The sequence below is a fragment of the Algoriphagus boritolerans DSM 17298 = JCM 18970 genome (genome assembly GCF_900108085.1).
Lineage (GTDB): Bacteria > Bacteroidota > Bacteroidia > Cytophagales > Cyclobacteriaceae > Algoriphagus > Algoriphagus boritolerans.
On record NZ_FNVR01000008.1, the window covers coordinates 80,075 to 102,864 of the forward strand.

Genomic DNA, 22,790 nt, shown 5'->3' on the forward strand with positions numbered 1-22,790 from the left:
ATACTGATCCCCAGTAGGACAAGTATAACTTACGGTTTGACTCGAGGTTTCATAAAAGCTCAGCCCTACCAAAAACAAAATTAATACAATCCTTTTCATTACTTAATGATAACTTTTGCATCGCCTTCACCTTTGTATGCCTTGAAGCCTTCAGCAGTTGTGTAACATGTAAATGTATCCCCTGAAGGACAAATTATTGTGGTTTCTGAAGAAGCTGTTTGCATTCCTGAAATCAATAAACCGAAAACAAGTAACAGCCCCATTTTTTGAAAGAATTTTTTCATGAACTTTGTGTTTAAAATAATTATTGATTGATTAAAAAGCTCGCCGCGCGTTGAACTTGAACCAAACATACCCCCCAATTTCAAAAAGTCAAGACTTTAACTGAAATTTATTTTTCATGAAATCGTAACTAGTTGATTTTCAATGAAATTATTTTTAAATTCTTAGTAGAATTCAATTTTCAACTTGTTGATATACAATGGGTTGCTGAATAGTTAAATTATAGTTTCAAAAAATAGATTTTTACTAGAAATAACCACAAAAAATCCCCGACCAAGGCCGGGGATTGGGAAAAAAAGCTTTGAGGTTTTTGAAACCTCGAAGGTCAGTTAGATCATCTCCACACTTCGCTTCACAAAGGCGGTCAGGTCCTTGCCGGTCAGCAAGCCTTGAGAAAGCATCGCCAAGTCAAAGGCCTGCTTTGCAAGCTTCAGTTGGGCCTCTTCGCCTTCCGCTTTGAGGATCTTGTCCACTACGGGATGGTTTCCGTTAATGGCTACTTTGTAGCTGTCCGGCAAGCTGCCATAGAAGCTCATCGGTCCGCCACCGGTCTGTGCCATGTCCTTCATGCGACGCATCCATTCTTCCATCGTGATGGTCACGGGCATCTCTTCCGGACTCAGTCCTTCAACCTCCACCGTGTAGTTCTTATTGTTGATCGCCTTTTCGAAAATTTCCTTCACCGCTTTGCTTTGATCTTCTGTAAGGAGATTAGCATAGGTAGAATCGGTTTGGATCAGTTTCTCCACCACATCCGCATCCACACGCTTGAGTTGGGTTTTCTCCAACTTGGTCTCCAAATGCTGAATAAAGTGGCTGTCGATCGGTGAATCCAAAACCAATACATCAAAGTCCTTCTTCTCTGCCGACTGGATGAATCCATCCTGTTTATTCGGATCAGTGGAATACAAGAAAATCGTCTGGTCGTTCTTGTCGGTCTGGATTGCTTTTACCTTTTCACGGTATTCATCCAGCGTGTAGTATTCGTTTTTGGTATTTTTCAGCAGGGTAAATTCCTTCCCTTTTTCATAGAATTTATCCTCGGAGATCATGCCGTACTTCACGAAAAGACCGATATCATTCCACTTTTCCTCGTAAGCTTTTCTGTCTTTTTTGAATAGTTCAGAAAGCTTGTCAGCCACTTTTTTGGTGATGTAGTTGTTGATTTTCTTGACGTTGCTATCAGCCTGCAGAAAGCTTCGGGAGACGTTGAGTGGAATATCCGGAGAGTCAATCACCCCATGAAGCAGCATCAAGAACTCAGGAACGATGTCCTTCACCTCGTCGGTAATGAATACCTGACGGCTGAAAAGTTTGATTTTATTACGCTGTAGCTCGAATTCGTTTTTGACTTTAGGGAAATAAAGCACACCGGTCAAGTTGAACGGATAGTCTACGTTCAGGTGAATCCAGAAAAGGGGATCCTCACCCATTGGATACAGGCTTTTGTAGAAAGCCAAATAATCCTCATCCTTCAGATCGTTTGGTGACTTGGTCCAGATCGGAGAAGTGGTATTGATGATGTTGTCCACTTCGACAGACTTCCATTTTTTGTTGCCCTTGTCATCCACTCCATCTTCTACTGACTCGGATTTGGTTCCAAATTTGATCGGAACCGGGAGGAATTTGCAGTATTTGTCCAGAATTCCCTGAAGTTTCCACTTATCGAGGAATTCTTCAGAATCTTCATTGATGTAAAGAATAATATCAGTCCCACGGGTTTTCCTCTTACCCTTTTTGATTTCGAATTCTGTACTTCCGTCACAGGTCCAGATAGCCGGTTCGGCTCCTTCCTGATAGGAAAGTGTGTGGATTTCTACGTTTTTGGCCACCATGAAGGCGGAATAGAAACCCAACCCAAACTTGCCGATGATCTCATTGGCATCTTTGGCGTCTTTGAATTTCTCCACAAATTCTGTAGCTCCGGAGAAAGCAATCTGGTTGATGTACTTTTTGATCTCCTCGGCAGTCATGCCAAGGCCTTTGTCTGAGATGGTGATGGTTTTCTTTTTCTCATCAAAAGCCACTTCGACAGTCAAATCACCCAGCTCACCGGTGTACTGACCTAATGTCGCTAGTCGTTTGATTTTCTGAGTGGCGTCTACCGCGTTGGAGACGAGTTCCCGAAGGAAAATCTCATGGTCGGAATAGAGGAATTTCTTTATAATCGGGAAAATGTTCTCGGTATGGATCGAGATCGTGCCTTTTTCCTGCATGGGTATAAATCGGTTTAGTAAAACACAAAATTTGACAAGAGGGTGTTATCAATGCCTGTTCCAAGTGTAAAAAAGTGACAACATGGCATTTTAAGTCATCAGTAATCAGTCTCAGTTGTCAGATCCGGAAAGTCAGAAGGATAAAGGAAGAAAGCTAAAACTTTTGCCACTCGATAACTAACAACTCAATAACTAATTTCCCAATAACTTCTTCGTGCCTTAGTTTCTTTGTGGCTGATAAGAAAACTCCAACGGATCAGGAAATTCAAATTCAAAACCCGTCTCCATGATTTTCTTCGAATCAATCAATCGATCTATTCCTTCAGGCTCATTTTGATAACTGGATGGCGGAGCAATACCAAGTTCCAGAGCATTTTTCTCATAGATCTCCCTACGAAGTGGATGAACTGGTACAACTCCATTGAAAGTTTGATTCCAAAGCCCTTTTTCAATCACCCAAGCCAAAATTCCTACCGCATCATTTTGATGGATAAAGTTGACGCGGGTATGCCCTGCCACATTTTCTTTTCCTGAAAAATATTTCCCGGGAATCCGGTCAGCCCCCATCAAGCCTCCAAACCGGACAATTGTCAAATCAAAACTTCGCTCTTTTCCCACGAGCTGTTCTGCCCTTAGAAGGATTTTATTTCCGGTGTTTTCTAAAGTCAGCGGGAATTCCTCGGAGTATAGTTTCTCAGATGGGGCTTCAGGATAAATGCCTGTACTGGAGACAAAAATCACTTTTTTGATTGGGGAATTATCGATTAGACTTCTCAGGTATTTGAGTTGCCCGAGGTGGAAAGCACCATTTCCGGATCGGGTTCGAGGGGGAATATTAACGACCAGAATTTCGGACTGAAATAAGGCATTGAACCCGATTCCTTCAGGATGGGGATTGAGGGAAAAACGAATGGCCTTCAGTCCTTTTTTGGACAAGTGCTCAAGCTTTTCTGCAGAAGTCGTAGATCCCAAAACTTGGAAACCTTTTTCCTGAAGGTGAATTCCAAGCGGTTCTCCAATCCAGCCCAAGCCTATGATTGAAACTGTTGTCATCTATTTTAATTTGCCATGAAGACTCAAAGGCACGAAATTAAATCTTGTAAGTGGCGGGTGGTAAGTTGTGAAAAGTTATCGGGAATTATCAGCTATACCTTAAATTCTAAGTGTATTTCAAAGTCATTTTGAAATGGATATTACTTTTGCTCAATTTTAGCTTTCAAGTCTCCTGGCCTCCCAACTTCCCAACAATCTAACTCCTTAAACTTCTTCGCGTCTTGGTGACATTGTAGCAGACCATTAACAAAAAAAACTCCCAAAGGAGGCTTCTATTACTCCCGTTTAGGCATAGTGCCCAATAGATAATCCCAAAGCGGAGAACTTACCCCAAAGGAAGTATCAGGGTCTTTGTAATGATGAATTGCATGATTCACCCAAAGAACCTTCAAGAAATTCTTCGGTGGATTATATACATGAACGATATAGTGCACCCCCAAATAAGCCGTGTACCCTAATAAGAATCCGGGGAGAAAATAAAGGGAATAATCTCCCATGATCAGGTTGAAAACCAGGTAAAAGATCGCGGCATAGGCTGCACTCACAAACGGAGGCATCGCCAAGCGGTCTTTGTCCCTTGGATAGTCGTGGTGAACACCATGCACGGAATACTGCAATTTATCCTTGATTGGAGTATTGGGTTCCATGTGGAAGAAATACTTGTGCATCATGTATTCCACGAAAGTGAAAACAAAGATTCCAAGCAAAAGGACCCCTATACCCAGTCCTAGTCCTATCTCAGTAGTGGTCACCGCATAATAAAAAGACACCGATGAAATCACTAAAAATAAGGTAACCGGCACAAGAATATGTGTTCTGGAAATTCGTTCCAAAATCGGATTTGAGAACATCTGGGCTGATCCAAAATTGTCGGGTTTTTCCAATCTCCCAATCTTTTTCATAGGTATATTAATAATATGAAACCAAATGAATCAACTACCATTCATGGGCCAAACTCTGCCGTAAAGGTAAGGATTCTAAGCTTCGTGTAAATATTTTTAAAACCGAATTATCGGACAACATTAAACTGTACTTAGCGTGGCAGCAATGGTTTTTTCATAGTAAGCTACGTACATCGGAAGAATCTGAGCTATGTCAAATTCCTTTGCTCTTGCCAAAGCTCTTTCTTTAAACCCGGCAAGATTCTCATCGGCAAGGATAAATTTTGCTTTCTCGGTCATGTCTTCCACGTCTCCTATATTGCAGCAAAAACCTGTAACCCCATCCAAATTCAGCTCGGGAATTCCTCCCGCATTGGAAGACAAAACGGGTATTTCACAGGCCATTGCTTCCAATGCCGCGAGACCAAAACTCTCTTTTTCCGAAGGCATCAAAAACAAATCTGCCACTGAAAGCACCTCTTCTACCGCATCCAACTTACCCAAGAATCGGATGTCATCACATGTCCCCAAGGTGCGACAAAGCCGCTCCATTCGGTCACGCTCGGGTCCATCTCCCACCAGCAAAAGCTTGGCAGGAATTTCCTTTCTCACATTATAGAATACATAGATCACATCTTCAACTCGCTTTACCTTACGGAAGTTTGAGGTGTGAACAAGCAGCTTTTCTCCATTCGGACATATTGCCAACTTGAAATGATCTTTTCGCTGTCGCTTAAATCGATCCAAATCAAGGAAATTGGGAATCACCTCAATCTCTTTTTTGATATCAAAGTATTCGAATGTTTCCCTTCTCAAATCCTCCGATACTGCTGTGACTCCATCGGATTGATTGATGGAGAAAGTCACCACAGGCTCGTAGCTGGGATCCTTTCCCACCAGCGTAATGTCTGTTCCATGTAGTGTCGTCACTACAGGAATTTGGATTCCCTGAGTCTTCAGGATCTGCTTGGCCATGTAGGCTGCAGAGGCATGGGGGATTGCATAATGAACGTGAAGCAGATCCAGATTCTCATATTTCACCACACTGACCATTTTGCTTGCCAGTGCAAGTTCGTACGGAGCATGCTCAAACAGGGGGTAACTCTTGATGTCTACCTCATGGTAGAAGATATTTTCACTGAAAAAATCCAGCCTCATCGGCAGCTTATAAGTGATAAAGTGAACTTCATGACCGACTTTAGCCAAGCCTTTTCCAAGTTCTGTGGCTACGACACCACTCCCACCGAAGGTAGGATAACAGACAATTCCAATTTTCATTACAGCGATTTCAGCTAGCGGATTTTGACCAATAACACGACTTTGGCCTTATTTTGTTCAAATTACATTATTTTTCTACAGGCTATCCTGATTGCTAACTTGTTGCCTTGGTAGTAGGCAGGTTTCGCTGTGAAAAAATCCTGAGTATTTTCACGCCATATTTAATTTTACAAATGGAAAAATCACTGATCCTTTTTGGAATTCTCGCTTCATTATGGGCCTGTCAGCCGGCAGAACGAGTAGAAGTTGCCACAGAAAAAATCAATCCTACCACCTATTGGGGGGAGAATCCCTGGCCGGAAATCCGCAAAAAACGAATCAATCAGCTCCTTCCCGAGGCCTTGAAAAATGCAGGAATCGACGCTTGGTTGGTCATCTGTCGAGAGAACTACAATGACCCGATTGCAACCCATGTTGGGGGCGAAAATGCAAGTGGAACTGCTGCTTTTCTATTCTATACCGATTCGGCAGGTTTTCATTCTTTGGTCTTTTCGCCCGAAGGAGAAGCTACCGCATTGGATGACTTGGATATTCATGAGAAAGTCGAGCGAGTCCCAAGAGGGGAATCTGCCGTAGCAAAAGCCGTAGAATTCATCAAAGAAAACGGTTTTTCCAAAGTAGCTATCAATTCCTCAGAAAGCAATGAGATGGCCGATGGCTTAACCCACAGCCAATATTTGGACTTGGCTAAGCTGATGGGAAGTGATGTCAATAAGCTGATTTCTTCGGATGAATTAGTCTATGAATGGCTTTCAATCAAACTTCCCGAGGAGGTAGAAATTCTGAAAAAAGCTGCGCAGCTAGCCTCGGATTTTCAATATGAAGCTTATGCGATGATCGAACCCGGAAAAACAACCGATGCGGACGTGGCCAAATTCCTGAAAGCCAAAATGGCTGAATACGGTGTCACAGACGCTTGGCATCCCGACCAAAATCCCAATGTAAACTCAGGTCCAGATCGCGGACATTCCCACGCTACGGATAAAGTCATCCTGCCCGGAGATGTGATTCAGACGGATTTTGGGGTGAAACTGTATGGGATTTGGGTTTCGGATATCCAGCGTTTTGCCTATGTGCTGAAAGATGGAGAAACGGCAGCTCCTGCCGATATTCAGCAATACTGGGAAAACGGAAAGGCTGGTAGCCGGATCGCATTGGCAGCCATGAGACCCGGCATAAAAGGCGAGGATGTAGATCGTGCCCAGCGCGACCTAATGGACGCCAACGGTTCGCGCTATGTTCCCTGGAGCACTGGTCACCCGGTCGGCTATGTGGCGCATGACGTAGGGCCAAATCTCGGCGGTGCGAGAATCCCAACTCCAAGACCCGCTGCCCAGAAATTGCTGAAAAAAGGGATGACATTTGCCTTTGACGGATTTCACTGCTGGAAACAGGCTGACGGGACCGAAAAAACAATTTCTGTAGAGGAAATGGCCGTGGTCACGGATAATGGAGCAGAATATTTGATTTCTCCTCAGGAAGACTTGATATTGGTAGGAAAAAAGTAGGAAAACTAGAGATCGAAGACAGAAGAAGGCTAGGAAACTAGCCTTTTCTTATTAAAGATGCTTCGACTACGCTCAGCACACGTTTTGGATTTTCGATTGACTGCCTAAAATGGAGTGCAATCGACTAGATTTTTTATAAGAATGAGGATTTGAAAAAATTTGACCATACTACCCTTCCATCGAACTTAGCCTTTTTCTTGAATCCATTTTTTGCAAAAAAATCTGTGAAAATCTGTGTCTTTTCCTGCGAAAATCTACGGGAAACTGGACTAGCTTAAACCTTAAAAAATCGACTTTAAGCCCAAATGCTCCACAAATGGCTCGTAATTCTTATCGGAATGAAGGAGAGCTATGTCTTTTTCGATGCAAAAAGTAGCGATATAAGAATTGATAGTTTTGCGAATTGTAATTCCTTTTTTACGGAGAAAACGATAATTCTGTGCTGATTTAAGAGCAAGCTCTTGACTACCTAGAATTGCAAAAGGAAACTCATCCAGAAAGCTTTTCACGTCATTAAAAACTGCATCATCGCGGTATCCCTGAAGAATCTCGAAAAAGATCAAGTCTGTCATCAGAATATTTTCCACTCCAATAAACCGGCTAAGGAACTCTGCTTCTTTCGTGTTTTTACCATTCAAATAAGAAATCCAAACTGAGCTGTCAACCAAGATCACGATTTTCTCTCATTTCGTCAAGATCTCCTTCCCAGAGATATTTTCCTCTAATCTGCTTAATCTTTTCCTGCTTCTTCAGGGAAACCAAATGCGCAAGAGCCTTTTCGACAACTCCTTTTTTCGTCTTGATTCCGGTCAACTTCATCGCCTCCTTGATCAGCTCCTCATCAATGTCAATATTTGTTCTCATGTGTACATTTTTTATAAATATACACATTCTCCTATGTGAAGGTTCTCTGATTCAAAAGTTTGATACCTGTTTTCTTTAAAAAGCATGTTTAAACTTACCTGCTGTCCATGTCTACAATTTTCAAATTTTTCAACCTTTCAATTTTTCATTTGGCTACCTTTGCCCTAACCAAAACTTTACCCTGTCATGAACGAGCGCTATATGCAGCGCGGAGTTTCCGCATCCAAAGAAGACGTTCACAACGCCATTTCCAAGCTCGACAAAGGTCTTTTTCCTCAAGCCTTTTGCAAAATCGTAGAAGATTCCCTCGGTAACGATCCGGAGTTCTGCAACATCATGCATGCCGACGGAGCAGGTACCAAGTCTTCCTTGGCTTACCTCTATTGGAAAGAAACCGGGGATCTCGGCGTGTGGAAAGGCATTGCACAGGACGCCATCATCATGAATATCGACGACCTGCTCTGCGTAGGCGCGATCAACAACATTTTGGTGTCTTCCACAATAGGTAGGAATAAGAATCTGATTCCCGGCGAAGTCATCTCCGCAATCATCCAAGGGACCGAAGAAGTCCTGCAGATGCTCCGTGATAATGGTGTAAATGTGATTCTGACCGGTGGCGAAACCGCCGATGTGGGAGACTTAGTCCGTACCATCATTGTGGACAGCACGGTGACCTGTCGAATGCGCCGTGATGAAGTCATTTCCAATGACAAAATTCAGGTTGGTGATGTGATCGTCGGACTCGCTTCTTTTGGCCAAGCCAACTATGAAAGAGAATACAACGGGGGAATGGGCAGCAATGGACTGACTTCTGCCCGCCATGATGTGTTCAACAAACTGCTGAAAACCAAATACCCAGAAAGCTTCGATCCGGCAATACCTTCGGAGTTGGTGTACTCCGGAAAATACAACCTGACCGATCCTGCTCCAGGCGCTCCGGTGAATATGGGCAAGCTGGTGCTTTCTCCTACCCGAACCTATGCTCCCGTTATGGTGGATGTGATCAACTATCTTCGTCCACACATTCATGGATTGGTGCACTGTAGCGGTGGTGCGCAAACCAAGATCCTGCATTTTGTGGATAAATTACATGTGATTAAAGACAATCTGTTTGAAATTCCTCCGCTGTTCCGAGTGATCCAAGAAGAAAGCGGAACGGATTGGAAAGAAATGTATAAAGTCTTCAACATGGGTCACCGAATGGAGATTTACCTTGACGAACGCTACGCAGAGGAAATTATCGATATCGCTGAATCCTATGGGGTAGAAGCTCAAATTATCGGTCGTGTAGAGCCTCATGAAAGCAAAAAAGTCACGATTCAGAGCCAGTATGGGACGTTTGAATATTAGTTATTTGGGTTAAGAATTGAATGTTAAAAGTTAATAGTTAATTGGAATCTTCGAGATTCGTCTTTCAACATTCGATATTCGAAATTAGGAATACTTTGAAACTTGAAAATTGGTAATTGGTAATTGGTAATTGAATTCAACCGTCCCTTGTCTCGCTTTTTAAAAATTCTCTCTTGGACTTTTGCAGTTCTTCTCCTCATCGCGCTTGCGACGATCACCACGGTTGATCGTTCCCCAATTGAAAAGCAGAATTTTTACCAAGAAACTTTTGAAAGACTAGAAAAAACACCTTGGCAAGGTTCAGAGGGAGATTTTTGGTTGGCAGGCTGGGGAAAAGCCAACGTCACACCGGACAAACCCGTCCCTTTGGTTGGTTACGCACCACGGGGTCCTTACGAGTTTGTTCAGGATAGCAGTTTTGTCAAAGCCATCACTTTATCCAATGGCAAAACCCAAATCGCATGGCTCAATTTTGAGCTTTTGATTGTCCATCCCGTCTTGGCAAAGGCAATCGAAGAAGGTATCGCCAACTCAGGTGTAAAGGCCGATCAATTGATTTTTACTGCAACCCATACGCATTCCGGAATGGGGGGATATATGCCTGGTGTCTTGGGTAATTTGGCTTTCGGTGGCTATGATCAAAAAACCGTCGACCACCTGGTCAACAAAAGTATCGAAGCGCTTCAAACTGCAATTTCGTCCCAGGACACTGCCTCCCTAAGCTACCGGAAAGTAGACGCAGGGAAATACGTCGCAAACCGATTTATCAAAGATGCGCCCTACGATCCCTTTGTCCGTCAGCTGATTTTCACCAAAAAATCAGGAGAAAAAGCGGTTTTTTTCACCTATTCAGCACATGCTACCTGTTTGAGTTCGAAGTTTATGGGTTTGTCGGGCGATTACCCCAAGTATCTCAATCAAGCTTTGGAGGCCCGTGACTATGATTTTGCTTTATTTGCAGCCGGAACGGTCGGCAGCCACAGGCCAATAGCTCCGGGAAATACACCGGAAAAAGTTCAGGAGTACGCTGCAGGCCTTGACTCTGCAATTTGGCTTCGAATGACCCAATTTGCTACGCTCAAAAATCCCAGAATCCAACATTCCAAATTGGACATAAGTCTTCGCGAACCGCACCTTCGCATTTCGGATAACCTTCGAATCAGGCCTTGGCTATTTAATTACCTACTCGGTGATACCAACCCGCATTTTGATTTCACCCAACTCGGAAACTTGCTGTTGATCACTTCTAGCGGTGAACTTTCAGGCGTTTTCTATGAAGAATGGGATAGACTTGCCAAGGAAAACGGGCTCAATTTGATCGTTACTACTTTTAATGGTGGCTACATCGGCTACATTACTCCCGATGAATTATATGACGAACATTACCACGAAGTCAGGGAAACCAACTGGTATGGACCGGGAAATGGCCACTATTTCGATCAACTCATCCGTAAAACCATAGAAAGATGACTACATCACCCTCCAAACCTGCGCTCGGATCCAGCCTTTTCTCCAACATTTCTCCCGAATTAGCTCAAACCCTTCCAGTTGAAGGATAGCATGGATATCGGGTAGATTTTTCCTCCGGTGGCTTGCCATAACTTTAAAAAATGCAATCATTGCCCGTTGAGTCATTTTTTGCCAAAAATCACCCGGTTCAAAAAAGTCAGAGATGATCACCTCCCCATGATTGGGAAGACAGATTTTCAGTTGACGGATGAGCTGAGCAATTTCTTCATCCGGCATCGTATCCAATACAAAAGGCAAATAAACCCGACCAAATTCCCCCGTACCTTTCCAAGCACCGACCCACAGGGTCAATCCGGAATCTTTGAGGCTATTGGTGGCCAATTGAATCATCCTGGGCGACAAATCCCAGAACTCCCCCTCCAAATTCTTCCCAAAATGCCGGTAAGCCTCCCCATCTCCTCCACCAATGATCAATATCTTTTTTCCGGTATTCCCTTCCAAAAAGGCCTGGTTTGCGTAGATTAAGTCTCTTCCGAATACCAATCTTGAAAGGGGCTGGTAAATCGGGGCAAGGAAACCATAGGCGTCAGACATGAGTAAAAGGAAGAAGCAAATATTAAGAAGCTTGATAAAAGTATTAAGATCAAAAGCAAGAACCGAGAGGCGAGAATTTTCAATTACCAATAAACAACGATCAATTTTCAAGGTAGAACCAAGAGTTCGGATCCTGCCTTGTCTAGGCTCTTGTTTCTAGCTTCTTGTATCTAAAACGAAAACAACAAGTATGAAAAACATCCTCAAAAAAATCTCCGGCTTCCGCACGCTTCTCCAAAGTATTGACTTGGACCAAATCTCCAAGCTTTCCCAAAAAGTAGATTTGCCAAAAATGGTAGGACTAGTCTCACAAATGAGTGAATCCGATCTATCTAAAATGATGGGAATGCTCAAAGGAGGTGCAAAACCCAAAGAAATTCCGGCTGTAAACGGAGATTTTTATGAGTTGGGAAAAACCTTAAACCCCAAAGAAAGAGAAATCCAGCTAAAAGTCCGGGAGTTTATGGAGCGTGAGATCAAGCCTATCGCCAATGACTATTGGAATCGGGCAGAATTCCCCATGCACATTATCCCAAAAATGGCCGAACTCAATATCGCCGGCCTGACCTATCATGGCTACGACTGTCCCGGACATTCTGCACTGCTGGAAGGCTTTATCGCCATGGAAATGGCTCGGGTGGACACTTCGATTTCTACTTTTTTCGGAGTCCAAAGTGGCTTATCGATGGGATCCATCTATCTCTGTGGATCAGAGGAGCAAAAGCAAACGTGGCTGCCCAAAATGCAGAAGCTGGAGAAAATCGGAGCCTTCGGATTGACCGAACCGGAAGTAGGTTCGGGTGTGGCCGGAGGATTGACTACTACCTGCAAGCGAGAAGGGGATGTTTGGAAAATCAACGGACAAAAGAAATGGATCGGAAACGCAACTTTTTCGGATATTACTATCATTTGGGCTAGAGACATGGACGACAATCAAGTCAAAGGGTTCATCGTCAGAAAGGAAAACCCAGGTTATCAGGCAGAAAAAATGCAGGATAAAATGGCCCTCCGGACGGTACAAAATGCCCTGATTACTTTGACGAATTGTGAAGTGCCGGAATCAGACCGGCTTCAGGAAGCCAATTCATTTCGTGATACAGCCAAAGTCCTTCGAATGACCCGGGCCGGAGTGGCTTGGCAGGCAGTAGGCTGTGCCAGGGGAGCTTATGAATTAGCCTTAGCATACACAAATGAACGGAACCAGTTTGGACGCCCAATTGCGTCATTTCAGCTAGTTCAGGACCTTCTTGTGACGATGCTTGGAGACCTCACAGCGATGCAGACGATGGTATTCCGTCTTTCCGAAATGCAGGATCAGGGAGAATTATTGGATGAACATGCCTCCTTGGCCAAGGTTTTTTGTACCCTTCGGATGCGATCAATAGTGGACCATGCGCGGGAGCTTTTCGGGGGAAACGGAATCTTGCTGGAGCATAGCATCGCACGCTTTGTGGCTGATGCCGAGGCCGTCTATTCTTATGAAGGGACCAAAGAAATCAACTCTCTGATCGTCGGCAGAGCGATTACCGGGCACAGTGCTTTTGTTTAATGGAAAAGATTGTACCGCAAGGAGAGCACCCAGCGCAAGGGTTTAACCCAAGAAAAGCTTCAGCTTTTCTCCTCTGCGACCTTGAAGAGGGTCAAAAATAAATTTAATGATTGAGGTTCAAGACAAGATCTAAATCCAAAAAACAACTTTCTCTTTTAACTCCGGGGTAAAAAATCTTTGCGATCCTTCGTGTTCTTGGCGGTAAAAAGTTTCAATTAAACAAACAGAAGCAGTGCGGGCAACATAAAACCAGCCTCCATCCGTATTCTTTTTTGCTCGGGAGACAATCCTATCTGGAAAAAAGTCAGGTAATGAATCAAGGCCACCAATAGCAAAATGCAGGCAAATGGCCTGTAAATGGATGTCAATAGAATAAATCCGCCGAGAGAAATTGAGATAATTGCGAATGCCAGCCTTCGAATCCAGTGAATCAGTAGGAGCGGATGCAAAGACGATAAAGCTGAAAAAAAACCACTCTGTTGATCTTCCTCCTGATCCAAAAAAGAAAGCATCAGTAAATTCAAAAAAGCCAAACTGACATACAAGGGTAAAAAACCCAAATGCTGCCAAACCAAATCGGCCGAATCAGTTCTAAGCAATGGAAGCCAGGCAATCCCAATCACATAGAATATGGCAATTGACAGCTCTTTCATCCAGCCTGAACCTGCCTTTCTAATTAGCAGTTTACTGCCCAAAATCATTCCTGCCAGGCCTAGAGTCAATTGGAGTTCTTTCCCCCAGCCAAACCACCAAAACGCTCCGATCAAACCCAAAACCCCTGCTATGAAAAGGAAAAAAATCAGAATCTTCCAATTTTTAAGATGGAATGTTCTGCGATCAGAAAAAGGGGTAGTTTTTTTTCTGATGTCCAACAAATGATCCAAGGTGTAAATACTCCAAACTGCCAAAGCCAAAAGCGCATAGGCAGGCCAATGTAGACTCACACGAAACAACTTCTCAAAAAACAGCATCCCTGCCATTGCTCCCAAAACAACATCGATCGATAGCCAGGAAAGATAGCGAAGGAGATTTTGGAGCAAATTCATGGCTAAAATTAAAAGTTAAACCTTATCCATAAAATCAAAATCTTTCACACCATTAACCTTCCCTAAAAAAAATCCGCACTCATCAGCGTGTTTTTTCAGCGTAAATCTGCGGGAAACAACTAGTTTTAGGACATCAAAATCTATCCAAAAACCATGAAAACCCGCTATTTCTTATTCGCAGCAATGCTTTTTTCCTCTCTTTCTTTTGCGCAAGGTCCAATTAAAGTCGCTTTTATTGGCAACTCCATCACCCAGGGTCCCGGCCGTGACAATCCTGACAGCTATCCGCTGCTGGTAGGCGCCCTGCTTGGAGAGGCGTATGAAGTAAGAAACTTTGGGGTCAGTGGCCGAACTCTCCTTCGCAAAGGCGATTTCCCTATTTGGAACGAGCCTCAGTTTCAGGAGGCCAAAGACTTCGCTCCCGATGTCCTTGTAATCAAACTGGGAACTAACGATTCCAAACCTCAAAATTGGGCACATAAGGCTGATTTTGTAAAAGATTACCTTGACCTCATCGCCGAATTTCGGGATGTCATGCCAGCTGACGGTAAGTTCTACATTGTAATTCCAGTCCCCGTCACCCGTGAAAACTTTGGAATCAATCCCGATGTCATGGACAACGAACAGCGCCTGATGCTGTACGAAATCATTCAAAAATCCGGTGCAGAGATGATTGACCTCTACACTCCATTGATGGATAAATCAGAACTGCTACCTGATGGCGTTCATCCAAACAAAGAAGGACTAACCATCTTGGCTGAGGTCGTGGCCAGGAGGATTAGGCTTTAAAGTTGAATTGTGAATTCGGTTAATTGTTTAACTGATCGTAGGCCTCAGTGAGTGTCCTCGCCCCTGCTAAGCCCATCGGCAGGGAGAGTTTCTTCACTCAAGATTCATTACTATAACCTTATTCATCAGTATAAAAAAAGGCCTCAAATCATCTGAAGCCCTTTTTTTTACTTATTTTAAATTCAAAAATCAATACCTGAAGATCGCTGCTACGCCGGATTCGGAGGGCATTTGTTCTTTGGTAAGTACCGTTACAGTTCCTCCCATTCGCATTGCCAATTCGCTCATATCATCCAGCAAATCATCCACTCGCGGGTTGTCAATATCCTTGTTTTGAATATTCCCTGTCACCAGATTGGTAATGCGGCTGGCAATAATCCGGTCAGCCTCGATGATCAGGGTATCTACCCTTCCTTCTACCAAAGCCACTGCCACTTCTTTGATTTCCTCACTACCCAAGCCATTGGCCTTGGATTGGTTATATCTGCCGATGAGCTGTTCTTGCTTTCGCAAAAACTCCGGTTTGATGACTTCCCAAGCCAATTCTGCCAACTTTTCGGATGTTAGCGTACTTGGATTTACTTTGATTCCTTCTTCTACCAGTAATGGGTTCTTACTTACTTTTTGAAAAAGGTGATGATATTCAGGTAATGCCGCCAGCAAAAGCGGTAATCCGGAAGGTTTTGAATAGTGCAGTGCTATGGATTCTGCGACGTCCCGAAAGTAATGTTCAGAATCGATATCCACTTCATCCTTTTTGCTTCCATGACCATGATGCATGGATGAAGCAGTTCCTACATTTGAGGCTACAGTTAGGTGCTCATCGGCATTTTCCTCTCCCAAGGCATCGGTCATCGTGGCCGTAACTTCCTCATGAAGGTCGATTTCTACCAACGAATGTCGATTCCCCTCGAAAAGTTGGATCTCATGTCGGTTTAGTGCCAATACGTGAAATCGCTCCGTAGACTGCAAATAATATTGAATCGGTTTGGTGTGAAAGCTGTCGGCGACCATCGCGATTTCTTTGGGCGCTTCGGCCAGCTTCACAGCTTTAATAAATCCCGGGGCACTGAAAATCGCCAGGCCCACAGCCGCACGATTCCAGAAATCAACTTCACTCGTGAGTTCGATCAAAGGTGCCAAATGCGCCTTGGTCTCGTCGTTGGAATACTTCCGAAGCAAGGATTCTTCCAGTTCCTTCATCAGATTCTTAAATCGAACAGGATCCTGAAGATTTTCCGGGTGACTGCGGTGAGTCGGCATGTAGAGCGAAAGACAAGGCGAGTCACTGACTGCCAATAGTTCCTGAAGAAGGGCTTTATCTAAGGAATGGGTGTTTTTGTTGGGTTGCATAAGTTTTTTAAATGGTTAAGAATGAAACAAATCGGGTTCTGAAAGCAGCATTCACTCGGAAATGGGATAAAGAATCGGGATTTCTTATTGGGCCAAATGACAGGAAATCCTCAGAAACAATTTCTGAGGTCAAAAACAAAAAGAAATCAACAACTATGAATTGAATACTGATTTAAAAAAGGGTGGAAATAAACCAGCAAAACGAATGGGGTGTTAGATTCCAATCATTTCATTCAAAAGATTAATGGAAGAACTCGATGAAAAGGAAGTCAGTAAAATGTTGAGCGGTCTACCCAAAGTTGACTGTCCTTAGGCTAACGGCTGTGGGAATTCAAAGTTGTGAAGATCGGGTCTTGTACTGCATATAAGGAGTTTATCTTCGAATGGTCAATTCACTTTTGGCAAATTACTTTTGGTGAATTACAGAGATCTTGTTCGAAAGATGGATTCAGGGGACTTATTGAGAAAAATTAATACAACTCTTTTCCTTTAATCACCCCTCTTACCCCTCCTCTCGGATTTTCGACATCCCCTGCATACCTTGGAATTAAGTGGATATGAACATGAAAAACAGTCTGTCCAGCCTTTTCTCCAACATTTATCCCCACGTTAAATCCATCTGGATTAAAGTGCTTTTGAATTTCCATTTTCACTTCATTAAGCAAAAAAATACAGGAGGATTGTTCCTTGAAGCTTAACTCAAAATAGTCTGCGACATGCCTTTTGGGAATAATCAATGCGTGTCCGGGATTGACTGGAAACTTATCCAAAATGGAATAGGTCTGAGCAGATTCTAAGATCAATTCGGCCTTTGAATCAGGATTACAAAATGGGCAACCGGTGTGGTTTTTTTGTGCCTGATTGTAATGCTGGTATTCGTAAATCTCGCAATTGTCATTTTTGTAGATGGAATTAAAAGGAAGAATCACATTGGTTTGAAAAGTACGTTTTTGATGGATTTTGTGCGTTCTGAAACCTTCATAAGTAATATCTCGCCTGACTGCAAAATATGCTTTTCCCGTAGGTTTTAGCAAAGCTGAAATCTCCATCAAGACTTTAGACTGCTCCTCTGGAAGGAGAACATTCAGCACATAAAAACAAATTATGGTATCAAACTTCTTTGTCGGATATTCGGGGAAATAGTGTCTATCATAACCACTGATCTGAAAACCTTGAGTTCTGAGAATCTCAACATCTTTCCCAAATCCGCAACCAAAGTCCAAAACATCACCAACCAATAGGCCTCTTTCCTTTACAATCCTAGCTGGAAAGGAAAGTGACTCACGCTCTTTGGCTGTTAGGTGACTGAATTCATTTCTGGTTCCCATGGGCTAAATCCTCTTTTTTCAATTAAAAAATTACAAGATTCCTTCATTTGATCAATGGCTAAATGTCTCCAGTTTTTGCTGTCATTATTTCCCAAAAGACTGATTTTTATTTCGGATTGAAATCTGGTATTGTAGCTTTCATCCAACATTTCCCAATAATGCAGAATTATCTTTTTCTGACTTTCAATCAATCGTGGAGTAGGTATTTTATCCCTTTTATTGTTGTTGATTTTAGGAACTGCAGGAAGTAAATTCCAGAGATCATTATTTTTCCATATGGCAAATGGGATAACATGATCAACTTGAATTTTTTCAGTTTTGACACCTGTCCAAACACATTCCGTCTCTGCCTTTTGCTTAAGGAGTTTTTCAAAAAGTCCTTTAGAGATTAATGCATCTCTTTCTGTAACCGGAGACTCTAGAAGATTACCAAGAACTTTTTCAATGGGAAGCTTTTTGCCAGAGGCGTTAACAGAGAATTCCGCCCATTTATAAAATATTGAATCTTGACCACTTATAAAACTTCCTAAGACTTGAAAAGCTTCATAGTATTCAAAAGGAATAGAAAATGTTCCAAAATTTGAAACAAGATAATCCGTGTCAACTCTTGCTACCCTAATTGATTTTTTTGGTTTTTCAGGTCTATAAATTGAATGAAAATCAAAGGAAATTGATCTTCCAATATAGTACATCGGCATTCTTCTAAGTGTTGAATTGAGCCGATTAGCCAAACTTACTACAACATTTGAAATCTCATCAGGTACTCCCTTTCTTTTCAAATCATTGTAGAAAACCGACAACCCTCCTTTTCCATTATAATACTCAGCAACAGTGATAAGCTCACTTTCAAAAGACAACTTTGCATTTCCATGAATCTGTGGAATCCTATTTTTCGAGTCAAAAATAGGATAATAGTAAATCATCCATTTTTCAATTAATAATCCCATCGGGAAATGAACCCTATCCTCTTTGAATTCCAAAAAAGGACTGTTCTCTTGAATCAAATCAATAGTTCCTCTTAAAAGAGCAAACTTATAGGTAGTCGCTTTACTGTCCCGTTCAATGATCTTACTTATATTTGAAAAAATCTCCCTATTCATAGATTTTAAAAGCTCTTTAAACTAAGATAGCCTAAGTTATCTAATCCTCAAAAATTAAAATTTTTTAGAATTCTTCTTCGACTTTTATCTGCGTAAATCTGTGGCTTTTTCTGCGGAAATCTGCGGGAACTCTTATCCTTAAACACAAAAAAACCACAACCCTTACGAGCTGTGGTTCCATTTTGGGAGCTATTGTTTGATTACTTTCCGCCTAGGGCGTTGGCACCTGCCACGATCTCGAGGATTTCGTTGGTGATAGCCGCCTGACGGGTTCTGTTGTACATCAGTTTCAGTTCTTTCAGCAGGTCACCGGCATTTTCGGTTGCCTTATCCATCGCTGTCATTCGGGCGCCATGCTCAGAAGCATTGCTTTCCAGAATGGCTTTGAGGAATTGTGTCCGCAAGGCTTTTGGCACCAACTCCTCGATGATAAACTCACGGGAAGGCTCCAGAATATAATCCGTATCTACTTTTACCTCTTCAGTGGCTACTGCTTCCATTGGAAGAAATTGCTCGGTACGGACAAATTGAGTGGCTACGTTTTTGAATTCGTTGAAGATCAAAAACACCTGATCGAATTCTCCTGCTGCAAAGGCATCCATGGCATAGTTGGCAGCTGCTCGGATATTGTCAGAAGACAAATCCAGGAAAAGTGTGGAGAAGCCCTCGATTCTTGGGTAGTTCGTCTTTTTAAAATATTCCAAAGACTTCTTGCCAATGGGCATGATGGTAATATCAGCACCTGCGAAGTGCTCACGAATGGCAAGATTGGTCGCCTTCATCACGTTGGAATTAAAGGCTCCGCAAAGCCCCTTGTCCGAAGTGATGGGGATCAAAAGCACCTTTTTCACCTCTCGCTTCTGTGCGTAGACCAAGTCTGTAGCACCCTCGGATGCCGCAGAGACATTGTTCAGAATAGCGGTCAACTTCTGAGAGAATGGACGCATCTGAATGATTTTGTCCTGTGCTCTTCTCAGCTTGGCGGCGGACACCATTTTCATGGCCTTGGTGATCTGCTGTGTGGAGATGACCGAGGTGATTCGCTGCTTTACTTCCTTAAGATTAGCCATCAGTGAGTTGTAATTCTATCAATCCGGCGAGGTCATCCCCACCGGGAATTTTCAATTATTTAGCGTATTTGGGTGCCAATTCGGCAGCTGCTTTGGCAAGAATGTTTCCTGCACCATCCACGTCACCTTTGAGGATCATTTGCAATGCCTCAGGGTAAGTAGAGTCAAGCAATACATAGAATTCCTTTTCGAATGCCCTGGCTTTCTCCACAGGAACACTATCCATCAAACCCTTGGTAGAAGCATAGATGATCGCTACCTGATGTGCTATGGATACCGGTTCATATTGAGGCTGCTTTAGGATTTCCTGGTTACGACGACCTCTTTCGATGGTTCGTTTGGTCGTAGCGTCCAAGTCAGAACCGAATTTGGAGAAAGCCTCCAATTCACGGAACTGCGCCTGATCCAACTTCAAGGTACCGGCTACCTTCTTCATCGATTTGATCTGCGCGTTACCACCCACGCGGGATACGGAGATACCCACGTTGATCGCAGGACGGATACCGGAGTTGAAAAGGTTGGTCTCCAAGAAGATCTGACCGTCAGTAATTGAGATTACGTTAGTCGGGATGTAAGCAGAAACGTCACCTGCCTGAGTTTCAATAATCGGAAGAGCGGTCAACGATCCTCCACCTTTCACCAGTGGCTTCAGGGATTCAGGAAGGTCATTCATTTGCCTTGCGATCTCGTCAGACTTGTTGATTTTCGCAGCTCTTTCCAGCAATCTTGAGTGAAGGTAGAATACGTCACCCGGATACGCTTCACGTCCCGGAGGTCTTCTCAATAGGAGTGAAACCTCGCGGTAGGCTACTGCCTGCTTGGAAAGGTCATCATAGACCACCAAAGCCGGACGACCGGTATCCCTGAAAAATTCTCCGATCGCAGCACCTGCGAATGGAGCAAAGAACTGCATCGGTGCAGGGTCTGAAGCTGCTGCGGCTACAATCACCGTATAAGGAAGCGCACCACCCTTTTCCAAAGCAGCTACAATACCTGCTACTGTAGATGCTTTCTGTCCGATCGCAACATAAATACAGAATACAGGCTCCCCTTTTTCGTAAAATTCTTTTTGGTTGAGGATCGCATCGACCACCACAGCGGTCTTACCCGTCTGACGGTCACCGATCACCAATTCCCGCTGACCACGGCCAATCGGAATCATCGCATCGATAGACTTGATACCGGTTTGAAGTGGTTCGTTTACCGGCTGACGGTAGATAACCCCGGGAGCTTTACGCTCAAGTGGCATTTCGTAGAGAGCTCCTGTGATAGGGCCTTTTCCGTCGATTGGGTTACCCAGCGTATCGACTACACGTCCCAGCATGCCTTCCCCTACTTGAATGGAAGCAATTTTCTTGGTTCTCTTTACAGTATCGCCTTCTTTGATCTCTTTGGAATCACCAAACAATACGGCACCTACGTTGTCCTCTTCGAGGTTTAGGACCATCGCCTTCATTCCGTTGTCGAATTCTAGCAATTCTCCGGATTGAGCTTTGGAAAGTCCGTAGATTCGGGCTACCCCATCCCCTACTTGGAGGACTGTACCTACTTCTTCGAGTTCGGCTGCAGTTCTGACACCCGCGAGTTGTTCTCTTAGGATTGCCGAAACTTCATCAGGTCTTACATGTGCCATGTTATCGTCTATTAATGCTTTTTTAGATTTTACTTTCGTAATGATTTACGGAAAACTCAGCTTTCAATTCTCTGAGTTTGCTGCTTAGGGACTCATCCAGCTGACGGTCATTTACCCGAAGGATGAATCCACCGATCAAGTCAGGATTGATTTTTTCGACCAGTTTCACTGTCTTCATTCCGGATATTTCCAAAACGATCTTGGTAAACTCGGCGCGAAGGGCATCATCGAGTGGAAAAGTAGTGGTTACTTCTGCTACTTGAATGGAATTATGGAGTTGGTACTGCGCCTGGAATTCCTTTGCAATTTCAGTGATCACGTCTATCCGGTTTTTTCTGCAAAGAATCTCAAAGAAAGCCATGGTTGCTTCTGTGGTTCCTCTTTTTTCAAAAAGCGCCTTCAGAACCTTTAGCTTCTTGTCTGCACTTACGATTGGATTTCGCATCGCAAGTTCCAGGTCTCTGTTTGATTTGGACAATTCCGCTAAATGCTGAAAATCCCGGTACACCTCTTCCAACTGTCCTCTTTCGATGGCCAATTCCATCAGAGACTTGGCATAAGCGTATGCAACTCTATGGTTAGACATGAGGGTTAATTAAGCTTTATATCTTTTATAAATTCGTCAACGAGTGCTTTTTGAGCCTTTTCATCAGTCAGATTTCTTCTCAATAGTTTCTCGGTCACTTCCAAAGTCAAAATAGCTACTTGGTTTTTCACTTCAGTGAGTGCAGCTTTTTTCTCAGTTTCGATTACAGCCTTGGCATTTTCGATTTGCAGCGCAGCAACTTTTGAAGCTTCATTTTTGGCCTCTTCGATCATTTTGACAGAAGCTTCCTGTGCTTTTTTCAAAATGACGTCACGCTCCAAACGGGCTTCGGCAAGCAATTTTTCATTGTCTGCTTTCAGATTTGCCATTTCGTTTCGGGCTGATTCAGCAGCTTTAAGTGCGTTTTGGATACTGCTTTCCCGTTCTTCCAGGGCTGCAAGCATCGGCTTCCAGGCAAATTTGATCAGGATGAAAAGCAAACCTAGGAAGCCAAACAGCTGCCAGAAAATAAGACCGGAACCTGGGTTTATTAAATCCATGGATAGTTGTGATTTATTTCAGATTGTTCAATAGAAAACAAAGAAGAGGAAAAGGCCTAGCACCAATTCCTCCTCAATTTTTTTAGCTGATGCCCGCGATGTTAAGCGCGATCAACAAGCAAATTACTGCTGCAAACAGGGAAACCACCTCGATCAAGGCAGCAATGATCAACATTGCACCTTGGATCTTACCAGCAGCCTCAGGCTGACGAGCAATAGATTCCATTGCTTGGCCACCAATACGACCGATACCAAGTCCTGCGCCAATCGCAACAATACCAGCACCGATACCAGCTCCCATAAGAGCAAAACCAGCGGACAACAAGATAGACATTAACAT

22 protein-coding genes are annotated in these 22,790 nt (G+C 43.3%); 5 read left to right on the top strand and 17 right to left on the bottom strand.

Annotation, left to right across the window (positions count from 1 at the left end):
- Positions 1 to 98: 98 nt before the first annotated feature.
- The 5 genes from C4S61_RS09515 to bshA all read right to left on the bottom strand — a co-directional run bounded on the left by C4S61_RS09515 (position 99) and on the right by bshA (position 5,710).
- Positions 99 to 284, bottom strand: a complete 186-nt coding sequence (locus C4S61_RS09515; RefSeq protein ID WP_103924563.1) for a hypothetical protein — start codon at positions 282 to 284, stop codon at positions 99 to 101.
- A gap of 327 nt (positions 285 to 611) precedes the next feature.
- Entirely contained in the window at positions 612 to 2,498 is a 1,887-nt protein-coding gene (gene htpG, locus C4S61_RS09520; protein ID WP_103924564.1) for a molecular chaperone HtpG, read from the bottom strand.
- Positions 2,499 to 2,717: 219 nt separating this feature from the next.
- Positions 2,718 to 3,551: an NAD(P)-binding domain-containing protein gene (locus C4S61_RS09525; RefSeq protein WP_103924565.1), complete on the bottom strand. Its 834-nt coding sequence runs from the start codon at positions 3,549 to 3,551 to the stop codon at positions 2,718 to 2,720.
- Positions 3,552 to 3,826: 275 nt separating this feature from the next.
- A complete protein-coding gene (locus tag C4S61_RS09530; RefSeq protein ID WP_103924566.1) occupies positions 3,827 to 4,453 on the bottom strand; it encodes a sterol desaturase family protein in 627 nt (208 codons plus the stop codon).
- A gap of 120 nt (positions 4,454 to 4,573) precedes the next feature.
- The gene (gene bshA / locus C4S61_RS09535; RefSeq protein ID WP_103924567.1) at positions 4,574 to 5,710 is read right to left on the bottom strand and encodes an N-acetyl-alpha-D-glucosaminyl L-malate synthase BshA; all 1,137 of its coding nucleotides are present in this window, start codon (positions 5,708 to 5,710) and stop codon (positions 4,574 to 4,576) included.
- Between the two features lie 173 nt (positions 5,711 to 5,883).
- Here bshA and C4S61_RS09540 point away from each other — a divergent pair, with 173 nt between their 5' ends.
- The gene (locus C4S61_RS09540) at positions 5,884 to 7,218 is read left to right on the top strand and encodes a M24 family metallopeptidase (RefSeq protein WP_103924568.1); all 1,335 of its coding nucleotides are present in this window, start codon (positions 5,884 to 5,886) and stop codon (positions 7,216 to 7,218) included.
- 281 nt (positions 7,219 to 7,499) lie between these two features.
- On the opposite strand, the gene vapC is transcribed toward C4S61_RS09540, so the two are convergent.
- Complete coding sequence (vapC, locus tag C4S61_RS09545) at positions 7,500 to 7,886, bottom strand: type II toxin-antitoxin system VapC family toxin (RefSeq protein WP_200820560.1); 387 nt, start codon at positions 7,884 to 7,886, stop codon at positions 7,500 to 7,502.
- The gene (locus C4S61_RS09550; protein WP_103924570.1) at positions 7,879 to 8,082 is read right to left on the bottom strand and encodes a type II toxin-antitoxin system VapB family antitoxin; all 204 of its coding nucleotides are present in this window, start codon (positions 8,080 to 8,082) and stop codon (positions 7,879 to 7,881) included. The genes vapC and C4S61_RS09550 overlap by 8 nt, the downstream gene beginning before the upstream one ends.
- A 186-nt stretch (positions 8,083 to 8,268) precedes the next feature.
- Between C4S61_RS09550 and C4S61_RS09555 the strand changes: the two genes are divergently transcribed.
- Together C4S61_RS09555 and C4S61_RS09560 are read left to right on the top strand one after the other, a co-directional pair.
- Positions 8,269 to 9,432 (top strand): AIR synthase related protein, encoded by a 1,164-nt coding sequence (locus tag C4S61_RS09555; protein WP_103924571.1) that lies wholly within the window; start codon positions 8,269 to 8,271, stop codon positions 9,430 to 9,432.
- A gap of 147 nt (positions 9,433 to 9,579) precedes the next feature.
- On the top strand, positions 9,580 to 10,902 hold the full coding sequence (locus C4S61_RS09560; RefSeq protein WP_103924638.1) for a neutral/alkaline non-lysosomal ceramidase N-terminal domain-containing protein: 1,323 nt from the start codon (positions 9,580 to 9,582) through the stop codon (positions 10,900 to 10,902).
- On the opposite strand, the gene C4S61_RS09565 is transcribed toward C4S61_RS09560, so the two are convergent.
- A complete protein-coding gene (locus tag C4S61_RS09565; protein ID WP_146064373.1) occupies positions 10,903 to 11,496 on the bottom strand; it encodes a methyltransferase domain-containing protein in 594 nt (197 codons plus the stop codon).
- Between the two features lie 190 nt (positions 11,497 to 11,686).
- Here C4S61_RS09565 and C4S61_RS09570 point away from each other — a divergent pair, with 190 nt between their 5' ends.
- Positions 11,687 to 13,045 (top strand): acyl-CoA dehydrogenase family protein, encoded by a 1,359-nt coding sequence (locus tag C4S61_RS09570; RefSeq protein ID WP_103924573.1) that lies wholly within the window; start codon positions 11,687 to 11,689, stop codon positions 13,043 to 13,045.
- Positions 13,046 to 13,260: 215 nt separating this feature from the next.
- Here the strand turns inward: C4S61_RS09570 and C4S61_RS09575 are convergent, their stop codons facing one another.
- A complete protein-coding gene (locus C4S61_RS09575; protein WP_103924574.1) occupies positions 13,261 to 14,091 on the bottom strand; it encodes a UbiA prenyltransferase family protein in 831 nt (276 codons plus the stop codon).
- Positions 14,092 to 14,244: 153 nt separating this feature from the next.
- On the opposite strand from C4S61_RS09575, the gene C4S61_RS09580 reads away from it, so the two are divergent.
- Positions 14,245 to 14,880: a GDSL-type esterase/lipase family protein gene (locus C4S61_RS09580; RefSeq protein ID WP_103924575.1), complete on the top strand. Its 636-nt coding sequence runs from the start codon at positions 14,245 to 14,247 to the stop codon at positions 14,878 to 14,880.
- 189 nt (positions 14,881 to 15,069) lie between these two features.
- Here the strand turns inward: C4S61_RS09580 and C4S61_RS09585 are convergent, their stop codons facing one another.
- The 8 genes from C4S61_RS09585 to atpE form a co-directional block, all read right to left on the bottom strand.
- A complete protein-coding gene (locus tag C4S61_RS09585) occupies positions 15,070 to 16,233 on the bottom strand; it encodes a baeRF3 domain-containing protein (protein WP_103924576.1) in 1,164 nt (387 codons plus the stop codon).
- 470 nt (positions 16,234 to 16,703) lie between these two features.
- A complete protein-coding gene (locus C4S61_RS09590) occupies positions 16,704 to 17,561 on the bottom strand; it encodes a bifunctional class I SAM-dependent methyltransferase/HIT family protein (RefSeq protein ID WP_103924577.1) in 858 nt (285 codons plus the stop codon).
- Positions 17,531 to 18,661 carry an HNH endonuclease signature motif containing protein gene (locus tag C4S61_RS09595; protein WP_103924578.1) on the bottom strand — a complete coding sequence of 377 codons (1,131 nt, stop codon included), beginning with the start codon at positions 18,659 to 18,661 and terminating at the stop codon, positions 17,531 to 17,533. Before C4S61_RS09595 ends, C4S61_RS09590 begins: the two co-directional genes overlap by 31 nt.
- Positions 18,662 to 18,861: 200 nt before the next feature.
- Positions 18,862 to 19,731 (bottom strand): ATP synthase F1 subunit gamma, encoded by an 870-nt coding sequence (atpG, locus tag C4S61_RS09600; protein ID WP_103924579.1) that lies wholly within the window; start codon positions 19,729 to 19,731, stop codon positions 18,862 to 18,864.
- Positions 19,732 to 19,786: 55 nt separating this feature from the next.
- On the bottom strand, positions 19,787 to 21,364 hold the full coding sequence (atpA, locus tag C4S61_RS09605; RefSeq protein WP_103924580.1) for a F0F1 ATP synthase subunit alpha: 1,578 nt from the start codon (positions 21,362 to 21,364) through the stop codon (positions 19,787 to 19,789).
- A 22-nt stretch (positions 21,365 to 21,386) separates the two neighbouring features.
- On the bottom strand, positions 21,387 to 21,950 hold the full coding sequence (gene atpH / locus C4S61_RS09610) for an ATP synthase F1 subunit delta (protein WP_103924581.1): 564 nt from the start codon (positions 21,948 to 21,950) through the stop codon (positions 21,387 to 21,389).
- Positions 21,951 to 21,955: 5 nt separating this feature from the next.
- Positions 21,956 to 22,450, bottom strand: a complete 495-nt coding sequence (gene atpF, locus C4S61_RS09615; protein WP_103924582.1) for a F0F1 ATP synthase subunit B — start codon at positions 22,448 to 22,450, stop codon at positions 21,956 to 21,958.
- Between the two features lie 82 nt (positions 22,451 to 22,532).
- The gene (atpE, locus tag C4S61_RS09620) at positions 22,533 to 22,790 is read right to left on the bottom strand and encodes an ATP synthase F0 subunit C (RefSeq protein ID WP_103924583.1); all 258 of its coding nucleotides are present in this window, start codon (positions 22,788 to 22,790) and stop codon (positions 22,533 to 22,535) included.

What these genes read in the sequence shown, in the direction of transcription:
- atpG (WP_103924579.1), bottom strand. Translation starts at nt 19,731, where the DNA reads ATGGCTAATCTTAAGGAAGTAAAGCAGCGAATCACCTCGGTCATCTCC.
- atpA (WP_103924580.1), bottom strand. Translation starts at nt 21,364, where the DNA reads ATGGCACATGTAAGACCTGATGAAGTTTCGGCAATCCTAAGAGAACAA.
- C4S61_RS09565 (WP_146064373.1), bottom strand. Translation starts at nt 11,496, where the DNA reads ATGTCTGACGCCTATGGTTTCCTTGCCCCGATTTACCAGCCCCTTTCA.
- C4S61_RS09585 (WP_103924576.1), bottom strand. Translation starts at nt 16,233, where the DNA reads ATGCAACCCAACAAAAACACCCATTCCTTAGATAAAGCCCTTCTTCAG.
- C4S61_RS09580 (WP_103924575.1), top strand. Translation starts at nt 14,245, where the DNA reads ATGAAAACCCGCTATTTCTTATTCGCAGCAATGCTTTTTTCCTCTCTT.
- C4S61_RS09570 (WP_103924573.1), top strand. Translation starts at nt 11,687, where the DNA reads ATGAAAAACATCCTCAAAAAAATCTCCGGCTTCCGCACGCTTCTCCAA.
- atpH (WP_103924581.1), bottom strand. Translation starts at nt 21,950, where the DNA reads ATGTCTAACCATAGAGTTGCATACGCTTATGCCAAGTCTCTGATGGAA.
- bshA (WP_103924567.1), bottom strand. Translation starts at nt 5,710, where the DNA reads ATGAAAATTGGAATTGTCTGTTATCCTACCTTCGGTGGGAGTGGTGTC.
- C4S61_RS09525 (WP_103924565.1), bottom strand. Translation starts at nt 3,551, where the DNA reads ATGACAACAGTTTCAATCATAGGCTTGGGCTGGATTGGAGAACCGCTT.
- C4S61_RS09575 (WP_103924574.1), bottom strand. Translation starts at nt 14,091, where the DNA reads ATGAATTTGCTCCAAAATCTCCTTCGCTATCTTTCCTGGCTATCGATC.
- C4S61_RS09555 (WP_103924571.1), top strand. Translation starts at nt 8,269, where the DNA reads ATGAACGAGCGCTATATGCAGCGCGGAGTTTCCGCATCCAAAGAAGAC.
- atpE (WP_103924583.1), bottom strand. Translation starts at nt 22,790, where the DNA reads ATGTTAATGTCTATCTTGTTGTCCGCTGGTTTTGCTCTTATGGGAGCT.
- C4S61_RS09590 (WP_103924577.1), bottom strand. Translation starts at nt 17,561, where the DNA reads ATGGGAACCAGAAATGAATTCAGTCACCTAACAGCCAAAGAGCGTGAG.
- htpG (WP_103924564.1), bottom strand. Translation starts at nt 2,498, where the DNA reads ATGCAGGAAAAAGGCACGATCTCGATCCATACCGAGAACATTTTCCCG.
- C4S61_RS09550 (WP_103924570.1), bottom strand. Translation starts at nt 8,082, where the DNA reads ATGAGAACAAATATTGACATTGATGAGGAGCTGATCAAGGAGGCGATG.
- C4S61_RS09515 (WP_103924563.1), bottom strand. Translation starts at nt 284, where the DNA reads ATGAAAAAATTCTTTCAAAAAATGGGGCTGTTACTTGTTTTCGGTTTA.
- C4S61_RS09540 (WP_103924568.1), top strand. Translation starts at nt 5,884, where the DNA reads ATGGAAAAATCACTGATCCTTTTTGGAATTCTCGCTTCATTATGGGCC.
- atpF (WP_103924582.1), bottom strand. Translation starts at nt 22,450, where the DNA reads ATGGATTTAATAAACCCAGGTTCCGGTCTTATTTTCTGGCAGCTGTTT.
- C4S61_RS09530 (WP_103924566.1), bottom strand. Translation starts at nt 4,453, where the DNA reads ATGAAAAAGATTGGGAGATTGGAAAAACCCGACAATTTTGGATCAGCC.
- C4S61_RS09595 (WP_103924578.1), bottom strand. Translation starts at nt 18,661, where the DNA reads ATGAATAGGGAGATTTTTTCAAATATAAGTAAGATCATTGAACGGGAC.